Source organism: Vibrio bivalvicida (genome assembly GCF_001399455.2).
Classification (GTDB): Bacteria; Pseudomonadota; Gammaproteobacteria; order Enterobacterales; family Vibrionaceae; genus Vibrio; species Vibrio bivalvicida.
The window spans coordinates 557513-569832 of the sequence record NZ_LLEI02000021.1 but is presented as its reverse complement, the minus strand read 5'-3'; the positions used below and the strand labels follow the sequence as shown (position 1 = coordinate 569832).

Here is a 12320-nt window from a genome sequence, read left to right as displayed (position 1 = left end):
TATTCCTAGAATCGACTGTTCATACCGTGGTGATTAGATAAATGATCTTGAATGCTTCCGCCTTTCCATTTTGTGGGAGCATTCAATTTTATAACGTCTAAGGCTGTATAATCCTCACCGGAGAAGATTTTGTCACTTAACTCGTTACGCAAACCGTTGAGCTTATTCTGGCTTAACTCGAATTTACCACTTTGCTCTAAATCGATTTTATTGCAGAACAAAGCAAGATTGTAATGAAAGTAGCGCTTCGATGTTCCAACAAGCATAGCAGCCTGATGCACTTGACCAACTGTATAAAACTCTCGTGAACCATAACCTTTCACTAAAGCGGGAACCATCAGTGTCATCATTTTTCTTAACGCACGACGCTTAAAAAACGTTCTGAAAACTGGCATATGTTTATTCACCCTTACAGCATAGAAGCGGCCACTATATCACGTTTTTAAGTGACATCAGGCGCAGAGTCTGTAGCCCGGCCCTTCCATATCTGAAATTTATCTTTGCAGTTTTATTAATTACCCGTTCGTGACAAAAGTGTTACTTTAAACGCTATTGGTTACACTGATATAAAGAACTGATAAAGACCACAGATTCTTGATAACAGCTTGGATATGGATATTGAACCAACAATCTCCAAATAAACAACAAAAATTGTTGCCCTTTTTAGCCCGCATAGTTGCCCACTATGCGGGCATTTTTCTTTCTTGGTCTTCTTTTTCCCGAAACATGGGGGCTTTCACCCTTAATTAATCACTTGTTTAAATATTGATTAATTTATGTCATATCGAACAGTTGGTAACCACCCTATAATTAATCAAATGTTTAATTATAAAGGTGAAATGCGTGGCAGTAACATCAAGGAAAGTGGGTCGCCCCAATGACAGCATCGACGCTCGTCAAAAGCTCATCCAACACGCTCGGGAACTATTTACTGTTATGGCTTACGACAAAGTGTCAACGCGTCTTGTGGCCAGTCGTGCTGGCGTCAATGTCGCCATGATTCGTTACTACTTCGGTAACAAAGAAGGGTTGTTCGAAACCATGCTGCGCGAAACCCTTGCACCAATGAAAAAGCAAATGGATATTTTGCTAAAAGATAGTTCGCAAAAGAACTTTCTCGATATTATGAGAACCTACTATCGTGAAATGATCAAAGTACCACTTTTCCCACGTTTGGTCGCCCAAGTCATGCATATGAACCCGTCAGATACGCAACGCAAACTATTGGAAAAAGTCTTCTTTGATATTAGCCAACCGATGCAAACGGTCATGTTCGAAAAGTTGAACGATGGCAATATATTACGACCAGATGCCAACCCAAAACTCTGCAAAGTCTCTTACATCAGTTTAATGGTCTTCCCTTTTATTGCTCCACCAGCACTTCTTGCCGTACACGGTATTCAACTCAATGAAGAGTTTTTGGATCAATTGATTGAGCACAACATCAAGTTAATGACACATGGGTTTCTAACCACCAACGAACCGCAGGAGCAATAGACATGAAAATCAGTAAAACGCTATTATTTTTCCCAGTGCTCGCGGTTGGCGTGGTTGCATTGGTGATCGCTATAAAAATGAAGCCAGACCTTCCCATCAAACCTGCAGGAGACCGTGCCCGCTTGGTAGAAACCATACCTTTAGAGCTAAGAGCCATGGCTCCACAAGCGATTGGTTTTGGTAAAGTGGCACCAAAAATCGAGTGGAAAGCCATTGCGGAAGTTACCGGCAAAGTCGTTTATCGCCACCCACGGTTGGAAAAAGGGCAAGTCCTTCAAGCAGGAACGGAAATACTTCGTATCGATCCACTCGACTATGAATTAAAGTTGGTACAGGCTCAGGCTGACCTCAAATCTGCCCAAACCTCTCTAGCCAAGCTGTACCAAGAAGAACAGAATCTAAAACAAACGCTAAAGATCGAAAATAATCGCCTGACCATTGCCAACAAAGAGCTTGAGCGTAAACAGAATCTGCGTAAGAAAGGATTAACCTCTCAGTCTGATGTTGATCAGCAAGAGCAAAGCACCTTGTCGCAGCGAAAGCTTGTTCTCGATATAGAAAACCAAATCGGCTTAATGCCGGACGAAAAGCGCGTTGCTGAAGCTTTGGTCAAAGTGAACACTTCCAAGGTAGAAGAAGCACAGCGCTCACTCGAGAAAACCATCGTCGTTCTCCCTTACGACTTACGCATTGCTGCCGTTGATATAGAACAAAATCAGGTGGTTAACTTGCAGCAAACCATGGTCACGGCTCATGGAATGAAAGTGATGGAGGTAGAGGCACAGCTATCAATTCACGATATGCGTACCCTCGCCTCTAGTATTGGAGAGTTCAATCGCGATGAGTCAGGTATCCCACAACCGGATATGACATTTATAAACGCTAGTATTGAGCTTAGTAGCGGTAATATGACTGCAAGTTGGCCTGCTAAAGTGAGTAGAATCAGCGAGACCGTCGACCCAAACCAAGCAACCGCAGGGGTTATCCTAGAGATCCAACAAGACTATCGAAATCTAAACCCAACCTCTGTGCCTCCGCTCGTTAATGGCATGTTTGTACGTGCATTTATCGAAGGTCAAGCAAACCCTAGCTGGGTCATCCCTGAACGGGCGCTTCACGGCAACAAAATTTACTTAATGGATGAATCCAATAAGCTCGTCATCAAGCCAGTTTCAGTGCTATATCGCCGCGACAATCAAGTCATTATTGATGGGGAATTAAACCAAGGTGACAAGCTTATTCTTAACGATCTGTTACCCGCAATTAATGGAATGCTATTGAAACATGCAAATGGGTCTGATGAGGAGTCGTCGCTATGATTCGATTCTTCGCCAAACACCCGACCGCGGCCAACCTGCTGATGCTTGGATTGCTGGTATTAGGGATAACATCGCTACCAAATATCAAGCGAGAAACCTTTCCGGAGTTTGATCCTCCATACATTATGGCGGGTGTCGTATACCCTGGCGCCTCACCACAAGAAGTCGAAGAGAGCATTTGTGTTCGCATGGAAGACTCGGTCGACGGACTAGCTAATATCGAAGAAACACAATGTGAAGCAATTGAAGGCTCTGCAAGACTCATTCTCAAACTCAACGAGAAAGCAGACATTAGCCGAATGCTGGTCGATGTCCAGACTCAAATCAACGCCATTAATGACTTCCCGCAAGAGATAGAGTCTCCCATTGTTCAAGAACTAGACTGGAATGAACCTGTTGTCGATGTCGCCATTACAGCCGATACAACTTGGCCAGAACTAAAAGCCTATGCAGAGCAGCTTAAACGAACGTTAAAACTTGATTATGATGTTTCACTGGTTGATGTGGCGGGGTTTTCCGATCACCAGTTTCGCGTTGAATTGGACTCTCGGGCCTTGCGTCAGCTAGGACTAAGTGTCGGTGATATTGCGACTCAGATAGGCCGTCAGAATATTAAACTGCCAAGTGGTAATGTCGAGACACCAGACAAGAACTTTCTGATCCGCTTTGATGAAAGGCGGATAACACCACAGCAGCTTGAAAGTATTGTTGTTGGTTCTGGCCCCAATGGCTCCCTGATCAGGCTCAAAGATATTGCGACAATTACCGATCGCTTTGAGCTTGACGAACAGAAAGTACTGTTTGATGGGCACCCTTCCGCTCTGCTTAAAGTGAGCAAAAACAAAGAAGATGATGCGCTACGTATTAAAGAACGTGTGGCTCAATTTGTCGAAGAGCAACAAGCCATTGCACCTGACGGCGTGAAACTAGAACTGACCAACGACCTATCGTCAGTTTTGTGGGATCGCTTAACCATGATGGTAAGCAACGGTTGGCAAGGTATCGTACTTGTATTTGCGACCATGTGGCTATTCTTTAGTTTGCGATACTCGTTCTGGGTTGCGGCGGGCTTGCCTGTCGCATTTCTTGGCGGCCTGTTCCTGATGGCGCAGTTGGGGCTCTCGATTAACATCATGTCTCTGGTTGGTTTGCTTATGGCGATCGGTATTATGATGGATGATGCCATCGTCATCGCCGAGTCAATCGCCGCTCACCTAGATCGAGGAGAAAACGTCGATGACGCAGTAATCAAAGGCGTTAAGAAAGTCTTACCCGGGGTTATTTCTTCCTTCCTAACCACCATCTGTATCTTTGGTAGTTTACTCTTCTTACAAGGTGAGATGGGGGCTGTGCTCAGAGCTGTACCTCAAGTATTAATTTTGGTTCTAACGCTTAGCTTAGTCGAAGCCTTCTTGATTCTGCCAAATCACTTATCTCACTCACTGCATAAAGAGAAAAAGGAAAAACCACCCGCGAAGTTCAAGAAGAAGCTGCTTGATCGTTTCGAGAACTTTAGAAACACAACGTTGATTAGAGCTGTAGAGAAAGTCGTAGAGTTTCGTTATGCCTTCTTGGGGGGTGTTGTAGCTCTGCTGCTTATCTCGGTCGCAACGATTGCAGGTGGACTACTCAAGTTTCAACCTTTTCCCGATCTCGATGGTGATATTGCCGAAGCTCGAATCATTTTGCCACCTGGGTCATCTTTGTCTCAAACGGAAGCGGTGGTCGATAAAATTGTAGCGTCGGCGCAAAAACTCGATAAAGAGTGGACCGCAAGTGTCGAAAATGGTGTTCCTCTTGTCCAGCACATTACCAGCCAGTTTAATGCCAATGCTGATGCCAATGAATCTGGCCCTCACATTGCAACTGTCAGACTCGACTTACTTGGTGCCGAGAGCCGTAATACTGTTATCGACGATTTTATTGCGGCCTGGCGAACAGATATTGGTGAACTGGCCGATCCCATTTCGCTGGTATTTAAACAACCAACAATGGGGCCAGGTGGACGAGCAATTGAAATTCGTGCCAAACATGACGACCTTGCAGCACTAAAATCAGCCTCGATTGATATTCAACAGTACCTTAACGAGTTCGACGGAGTTCACGGTGTGCTTGATGACATGCGCATGGGCAAAGAAGAAGTTCTGGTCAAACTTCGCCCTGGCGCCGAAACTTATGGCATCAATGGTCAGCTTATTGCCAATCAGCTTCGCGCCGCATTCTTTGGCCAGACCGCTGATGAAATCCAAGTCGGTGTAGAAAACATCTCCATTGAAGTACGTTTAGATAAAGTACAAGCTGGCGATCTACAACAGTTGGCCAATTTCCCGATCATTATGTCTGATGGTAGTCAGATTCCTCTTGCGACTATAGCAACATTAGACTTTCAACGTAATTACGTACGAATCCAACGTATTGACGGCCTGAGAACCATTAGTGTATTTGGAGATGTCGACAATACTAAAGCCAACTCAACCGCGATTATCGCTCAATTTCAGCGCGATGAAGCACCTAAGTTATTGGCCAAATACCCGGGACTTCGTTTTGATTTTGAAGGAGAGGCAAAAGATACCGCAGAAACGGGGGCCTCAATGGGGAAAGGTTTCTTACTTGGCCTATTTGGCGTATTCGCGATACTAAGTTATCAATTCCGTAGCTATCTTGAACCATTTGTTGTCATGCTCGCCATTCCACTAGCGTTCATTGGTGTTGTGTGGGGACACATTCTGCTCGGTCATTCACTGAGTATGCCTAGTATGATGGGCTTTGTATCGCTTGCTGGCATCGTGGTGAACGATTCCATCTTGCTCGTTCAGTACATTCGCCACCACGTAGACGAAGGCGAAAGCGTCCACGACTCAGTAGTGAAAGCAAGCAGAGAACGATTTAGAGCGGTTTTCCTAACCTCAATGACTACCGCTGCTGGCTTACTCCCTCTATTGACGGAAACTAGCTTGCAGGCTCAAGTTATTCAACCTTTAGTCATCTCAATTGTATTTGGTATCTTCGCCTCAACCTTACTAGTGCTGTTTATGATCCCCGCCGCTTACGCAGTGCTTGCAGATTTTGGATTAGTACATAAACACGAGGAAATTTAGCGAGTAAAGCGGGTCAATTCGACCCGCTTTCTCGTTAGCTTAACATTTCTGAATCGGATCCCTTCCGCACTGCGAAACCCTTTACCTTAATAAATATCCCTTTAATATCCTCTAACATTAGATACAAACACGGCACCAGTATCAGTGTTAGTAATGTGGCAAACAGTACGGCAAAACCAAGCGCAACAGCCATCGGAATAACAAATTTAGCTTGTAGGCTTGTTTCGAACATAATCGGCAGTACACCAACAAAGGTAGTGATTGATGTTAACGTAATCGCTCGAAATCGCGCGCACCCAGCTTCAATGACCGCTTCTTTGATTGCTACGCCTTGTGCTCTCACTTGGTTGACATAATCTGTCATTACCAAGGAGTCATTTACCACAACACCTGCCGCCGCAATAAGACCAAACGTCGACATCATGCTTAGGTCTAACCCAAACCAATAGTGGCCCCATATTGCCCCGGTTAAGCTAAATGGAATCACCGACATGATGATTAATGGCTGAGTGTAACTTTTTAGCGGAACGGCAAGCAGGATGTACACAATGATCATTCCTGCAATAAAGAAGATGATTTGCTCATCTTGCTGCGCTTGCTGTTCTTCAATTGATCCGCCCAATTCGCTTTTAACGCCAGTGTAACCAGCTAGAATGTCAGGGATGATCTCGTTGTTTATTTTCTCTACGACTTGGTTTGGCTGAACTAACTCTTCATCAATAGAACCATAAACATAAACACTTCGATAACCCCCTTCGCGACGAATACTACTTACACCTGGTTTTTGGTTGATTTCAACCACATCTCCAAGCATGACTTTCTTGCCTTCTCGAGTAGTGATAATGGCATAACGCAGTGAAGAGAATGCCTCTCGTGTTAGCTGCGGGTAGCGCACCATGACTTTGATTTCTTCTCCGTTACGCAATACGCGCTGTGCTTCACCACCGTAGAAACTGCCGCCAACTTGTGTCGCAATATCGAACAGATCCAAGCCTAGGTCATAGGCCACTGGCGCTAAAGACAAGAGCACTTCTTGGCTACCAGAGTCAATCGACGACGAGATATCAAATAAACCTTTCTGCTGCTGTAATTTGGCGATCAACTCGCGACCAGCTGCATTTAGCTTCTCCATATCAGAGCCGTATAGTAAGAACCCAAACTCGTCACCTTTTTCATCATCGTTGACATTATCAGAGACATTAAGCATTTTTAGGCCGGGGATACTTGGAATACGTTCACGCCAACGCCTTGCTAACTCAAATGTATTAAACGGTCTGAGTTCTTCATCAACGAGCGGTATGACAAGTCGCCCTTCTTTTCTCCCTTTACTAAAAGTGAGAATATCACGCACCATTTTCTGACCTGTTTCTTGCTCGACCTCAGCGTCAATCGTCAGCACAGTCGCCTCTATAAGCTTTAACGCCTCGATAGTTTGTTCACTCGATACATTGTCATTCATGACTAGCTTGATACTCGGAAAGTCATGCGGGACTTTTGGCGAAGGTACAATCCTGACATAGCTCGCCATCACCATAGCTACACTGATCGCAAGCACAGCAGCAAACCCAGCAAATACGCTCCAGCGCCAATAGGTACACCACTTGATGAAGCTTTTGTAAGGACCATTGATAAAGCCAAAGAACCGGGTGTTGAATCGATCTCGCCAACTGCCTTTTTTGACTGGTTTAAAATTCGAGTGGGCTAGATGCGAAGGCAAAATCAGCTTGGACTCAATTAAACTAAAAAATAAACACAGAATCACGATAGAAGCGATACCGAAGAAAAACGCACGCTCGATACCTTTTGACATTAAGAATGGGGCAAACACCGCCATCGTGGTCAAGACACCAAATGTTGCGGGTGTCGCGACACGTTTTACACCGCGAACCACGTTCTCAACGCCACCCCCATTTTTCTCGATTTCACTATAAGCGCTTTCACCAATGACGATCGCATCATCAACGACGATACCGAGCACCATAATAAAGGCGAATAACGAAATGATATTAATGCTCACACCAATCGCTGGCATCAACATTACCGCCCCCAAGAAGCAAACCGGAAGCCCTATCATCACCCACATTGCAAGCTTAACGCGCAAAAACAGACTGAGCATAAGAGCGACCAGAACCGCACCTTGCAACAAGTTTTTGAGCATCATATCAAGACGTGCATTGAGGTAGTACGTCATATCAACTAAGGTCTTGATTTGAAGATCAGAAGGCAAAGTTAGATTTTTTTGTTCGATGTAAGCTTTTACCGATTCAGCAACGGTGACCATGTTTTGATCTTTGGTGGCTTTCACCGATAGATACATCGCATTTTGCCCGGAGTAACGGAAGTAGCGATCATCTTCAGTGAAGCCATCTTTAATGGTCGCAATATCTTGCAGCAGTACCTTACCGCCATTAGCACCAATTTTTACCGGGATATCTCTGAACTCTTCACCTTTGTAGTACTGGTTCTCTATTCGAACCGAGATCATCCCTGCATTCGTTCTTACTTCACCGGCCGAGTAGTTCGCAGAGTAACGCTTAATCGCGTTGCTGACATCATTCAAGGTCAAACTGTATTTTTGCAACACTCGCGGTTCGATTTCTACCGCAATTTCGTACTGTGGAGCACCCAGTTCGACCAATGCAACGTTATTAAGTTGAAGCAGTTCATCTTCTATCTGTTTTGCAATGGGCTTAAGCTCAAGCAGAGAACGGTCCCCCACCAAAGCCATTTCAATGACATCTTGGCGCCACTCATATTGATAGACTTGAATTGGCTCCATAGCATCGGGAAAGTTAGACGTTGAATCGACCTTCTGCTTTACCTTATCAAGCACCGCATCAATATCCTCATCAACATTGATTTCAAGCTCAATGTTACCGCTACCTCGATAAGCTGTTGACACCGATTTTTTGATGCCAGTGACATCTTTTAACGATTCTTCCAATTTAATCAGTATACTTTCTTCAATCTCTTGGGGGGATGCCCCCGGATACTGAGCGCTGACATTGATGTAGTTCACCTCAATATTGGGGAACATCTGCCGTTGGATAAAAAAGAAGCTGACTGTACCGATAATCAAGATAAATGCCATCAGCAAATTAGCTGCAACAGAGTTGTTAGCGAAATAGGCGATTAACCCTTTCTGTTTAGTCTCTTCCATGATTTGTCTCTACATACTTGATGGGTTGTCTTGAAGTGCTACTTCGACCTGCAACCCTTTTTGCGGATACTCAGGTACAGTTAAAACAATCTTATCTTCGTCGCTTAGCCCTTGATTGATCAGCATAAACTCTTTCTCTGCGCGCAAGACGTTGACCGTACGTGGCTCTAGTTGGTTTTCACCATTTACAATCCACACCTGGCGGTTGTTGACCAACTCTTGTGGCAGGCGATAGATATGCTTGAGTTCTTTACCAGCAAACTGCACCTCAACATAAGATCCAAACTTCATCGGTGCTTTATCGCTCTCAATTGCATAAGGGTTGTCCACTCGCACCACCATGTTGATCATTCGAGTACTACTGTCGATAATACCTAGATCCCGGTCAATAACCCCTACTCGCAAAGTATTCTCGATCCCTCGCTGAATGATTTTCGCAGGGAGCCCTGCATAGTCTTGAGGAAGAAAGGCACTGTCAAAGCCAGCGATGGGAATATGAATCTCACCCGCTTCAACATTATTTAGCGTCGCAACTTGGGCACCTGCTGAAATAAATTGACCAACCCCAATCTCTTTCGATACCACCAATGCGTCGTAAGGCGCGATCACTTTGCAGTTGGCTAAATCACGTTTAGCACGTTTGAGCGCGGCAAGTGCTGATTTAACCTGTGCATGAACGCTAAGTAACTGGGGTTTGCGCAGGTAAAGATCCGTAACCTGTTTGTGTGGCAGATTCTTGGCCTGTCGCTTTGCTACTTCCGCTTTCGCTTTTTCTTCAATTAAAGCAGCTTCTGCACTCGCTAATTGAGCCTCGGCTTGGAGGACTGCGGCTTGATAGTTATCACTTTCAATGCGAAATAGCACCTCTCCTCTTTTAACAATCCCTCCAACGACAAAATTTGGGTGCCAGCTCACCACCTCTCCAGATACTTGCGCCGAGAGCTGCGTCACCTCAACTGGTTGTAGTTCCCCATGACTCGTAATCACGACTTTGTGATCACTAGACACCGCCTTAGAGACTTTTACAATTGGTGCTGCTTTGGGGGGCTTGTTCTCTAAAGGTTCAGGGGCGCTAGATGCAATAGCTGAGTAGCCAGCATACGCACCACCCAAAACAATAATAGGTATCAACCAACGTAACGGCTTAGTCGTCATGAGAATTCCTTGTTGTTATAGGGTCTGATGACCCTAATATCGTTATCATTACACACAGATGATGCTTCGACATCAATTTGAGCGAAACTATCCAGTTGCCCGATGAAATTTATATAAATAAATTATCTCAAACTTGCAATGCATTCGCTTTTATAATGCTATATGTAATAGCAAATCAGATGCCAAATAAAATTCCCTTTAATTACAATTAGTTATGAAATCCAACAATCAACCTAGCCCATTCACATGGTAAATATATGCAATAGTTGGTGAAATTTGCCATAGTAGATATAGAATGAGAATTAACCATCGGATATTAAGGCAGGAGGCTTAGGATGAGCCACGTATATCTCTTCGACTGGGGCGATACGCTCATGATTGACTTCCCTGAACAAAATGGAAAAATGTACCTCTGGCCTTATGTCGAATCTGTTGCTGAAGCTGAGCAAACCCTGAAGCAGTTAAGCCAACACCATACGATTTACGTTGCCACCAGTGCCCAAGACTCTACTGAAGCTGAGATTCAGCAGGCCTTTGAACGAGTAGGTCTTGATCCGTACATCAATGGCTACTTCTGCAAGGCAAATTTAGGTCTAGAGAAAAACAGTGCAGAGTTTTATCGAGCAATACTCGATTCATTGGGAGATAAAGCCTCTGAAATCACTATGGTTGGCGATAGCTTAGATAAAGACATTTTTCCTGCGCTCGAAGCAGGATTGAACGCCATTTACTACAACCCAAAACAATCACCATTACCTGTAGATATCATTAGTATTGAACGTCTTTCGCAATTGTTAGCAATTGAACAATAAAAGCCCTTTACCTAAAGTAAGGTTGAGGTTTTATAGTCCTTTCTCCAAGCCCAATGATCTATCGAAAAGGACTGTTAAATGAAGACATTAATATTATTCTCTAGTGCGAACAAGCAAGGCAATACGGCGAAAACTATCGAATATGTACAAGCCGATCACAATGTAGAAGTGGTTGACATTGATTCACTGGCCATCACGCCTTATTGCTACGAAAACGACTATCCAGCAGATGACTTCTACCCCTTAGTTGACAAAATGCTCGCTTCAGACAACCTTGTTTTTGCCTCACCTATCTATTGGTACTCGGTTACCGCTCCTATGAAAGCTTTGGTCGACCGAATGACTGAACTCTTAGATGTAGCAGAATTAAAGCCCAAAGCGAGGGCCTTAGAATCTAAACGCGGGTTTGTTATTACCAGCTCTGGAAAATCTGAGATCTGTCCAATCTTCGATAGTTTTTTTACGGGTCTATTTCGCTATTTCAACATCGAGTATACCGCAAACTTACACGCTGCATGCAACAACGGCTACGCCATTAACCAAGATGAATTAGTGCTGTTTAACAAAGCATTAAACTTGGTGTAAACAAAAGGCTTAGCAGCAGCTAAGCCTAAATAGATTCTTATCGTCTAGGCGGTCTTCGCTTGGGGTTGATAACGCCCTGGCTTGTGGTTCATCGCCAATATCAAGTTAGTAGCAACCGCGCCCATTACTGAAAGCAGAATCAAGGAAATATCAACAATAAATAGTGACATAACAACAATGGTGCAATCGAGTACCATTTGAACCTTGCCGGCACGAATACCAAATCGCTCTTGTAGAAATAGTGCCAAAATATTAAAACCACCAAGACTCATCTTATGACGGAAAATAACCAGCATCCCGATACCAATCATTCCCCCTCCTAGCAGAGCGGCATAAAAAGGGTCAATACGCGCAATCTCAATCACATGATGCAAATAGTCCACCGCAAAAGATACGAGTGTGACCGCAATAAACGTATTGAGAGTAAAACGCCACCCCATACGAGTGACCGACAGAACATAAAACGGCAAATTGAGGGCGAAAAAAATCTGCCCAAAACTAAAGTCGCTCACTTTGGTCAGAAATATCGCTAAACCCGCAGTCCCTCCAGTGAGAAGCCCCACTTTACTGAAAAAGATAACACCCAAAGATACCAAGGCACTACCGAGAATGAGCGCAAGCAGATTTTCGCGCAAGCTATGTTCTTTATCCATTTTAGACTTCCTATCCCTTAGCGATTCACCAAATAGGGTGA

The 12320-nt window shown here is 44.3% G+C and carries 9 protein-coding genes; 5 read left to right on the top strand and 4 right to left on the bottom strand.

All coding sequences use genetic code 11. From position 1 onward, the window contains the following. Positions 1–5: 5 nt before the first annotated feature. Positions 6–395 carry a DUF6559 family protein gene (locus APB76_RS07805; protein WP_054962140.1) on the bottom strand — a complete coding sequence of 130 codons (390 nt, stop codon included), beginning with the start codon at positions 393–395 and terminating at the stop codon, positions 6–8. A 448-nt stretch (positions 396–843) separates the two neighbouring features. Here APB76_RS07805 and APB76_RS07800 point away from each other — a divergent pair, with 448 nt between their 5' ends. From APB76_RS07800 to APB76_RS07790, 3 genes are read left to right on the top strand one after another with little or no spacing between them, the layout of a single operon-like run. Then, positions 844–1497, top strand: coding sequence for a TetR/AcrR family transcriptional regulator (locus APB76_RS07800; RefSeq protein WP_049845994.1), 654 nt, complete (start codon positions 844–846; stop codon positions 1495–1497). Between the two features lie 2 nt (positions 1498–1499). Next, on the top strand, positions 1500–2816 hold the full coding sequence (locus tag APB76_RS07795) for an efflux RND transporter periplasmic adaptor subunit (RefSeq protein ID WP_054962139.1): 1317 nt from the start codon (positions 1500–1502) through the stop codon (positions 2814–2816). Then, a complete protein-coding gene (locus APB76_RS07790) occupies positions 2813–5914 on the top strand; it encodes an efflux RND transporter permease subunit (RefSeq protein ID WP_054962138.1) in 3102 nt (1033 codons plus the stop codon). The genes APB76_RS07795 and APB76_RS07790 overlap by 4 nt, the downstream gene beginning before the upstream one ends. A gap of 34 nt (positions 5915–5948) precedes the next feature. On the opposite strand, the gene APB76_RS07785 is transcribed toward APB76_RS07790, so the two are convergent. Both APB76_RS07785 and APB76_RS07780 read right to left on the bottom strand, forming a co-directional pair. Beyond that, on the bottom strand, positions 5949–9074 hold the full coding sequence (locus APB76_RS07785; protein ID WP_054962137.1) for an efflux RND transporter permease subunit: 3126 nt from the start codon (positions 9072–9074) through the stop codon (positions 5949–5951). 9 nt (positions 9075–9083) lie between these two features. Beyond that, a complete protein-coding gene (locus APB76_RS07780; protein WP_054962136.1) occupies positions 9084–10229 on the bottom strand; it encodes an efflux RND transporter periplasmic adaptor subunit in 1146 nt (381 codons plus the stop codon). Between the two features lie 335 nt (positions 10230–10564). On the opposite strand from APB76_RS07780, the gene APB76_RS07775 reads away from it, so the two are divergent. Continuing rightward, positions 10565–11041 (top strand): HAD family hydrolase, encoded by a 477-nt coding sequence (locus APB76_RS07775; RefSeq protein ID WP_049845989.1) that lies wholly within the window; start codon positions 10565–10567, stop codon positions 11039–11041. 78 nt (positions 11042–11119) lie between these two features. Next, on the top strand, positions 11120–11626 hold the full coding sequence (locus APB76_RS07770; RefSeq protein ID WP_054962135.1) for a flavodoxin family protein: 507 nt from the start codon (positions 11120–11122) through the stop codon (positions 11624–11626). A 44-nt stretch (positions 11627–11670) separates the two neighbouring features. Here the strand turns inward: APB76_RS07770 and APB76_RS07765 are convergent, their stop codons facing one another. Continuing rightward, complete coding sequence (locus APB76_RS07765) at positions 11671–12279, bottom strand: YitT family protein (RefSeq protein WP_054962134.1); 609 nt, start codon at positions 12277–12279, stop codon at positions 11671–11673. Positions 12280–12320 lie beyond the last annotated feature (41 nt).

What these genes read in the sequence shown, in the direction of transcription:
- APB76_RS07770 (WP_054962135.1), top strand. Translation starts at nt 11,120, where the DNA reads ATGAAGACATTAATATTATTCTCTAGTGCGAACAAGCAAGGCAATACG.
- APB76_RS07765 (WP_054962134.1), bottom strand. Translation starts at nt 12,279, where the DNA reads ATGGATAAAGAACATAGCTTGCGCGAAAATCTGCTTGCGCTCATTCTC.
- APB76_RS07795 (WP_054962139.1), top strand. Translation starts at nt 1,500, where the DNA reads ATGAAAATCAGTAAAACGCTATTATTTTTCCCAGTGCTCGCGGTTGGC.
- APB76_RS07775 (WP_049845989.1), top strand. Translation starts at nt 10,565, where the DNA reads ATGAGCCACGTATATCTCTTCGACTGGGGCGATACGCTCATGATTGAC.
- APB76_RS07790 (WP_054962138.1), top strand. Translation starts at nt 2,813, where the DNA reads ATGATTCGATTCTTCGCCAAACACCCGACCGCGGCCAACCTGCTGATG.
- APB76_RS07805 (WP_054962140.1), bottom strand. Translation starts at nt 395, where the DNA reads ATGCCAGTTTTCAGAACGTTTTTTAAGCGTCGTGCGTTAAGAAAAATG.
- APB76_RS07785 (WP_054962137.1), bottom strand. Translation starts at nt 9,074, where the DNA reads ATGGAAGAGACTAAACAGAAAGGGTTAATCGCCTATTTCGCTAACAAC.
- APB76_RS07780 (WP_054962136.1), bottom strand. Translation starts at nt 10,229, where the DNA reads ATGACGACTAAGCCGTTACGTTGGTTGATACCTATTATTGTTTTGGGT.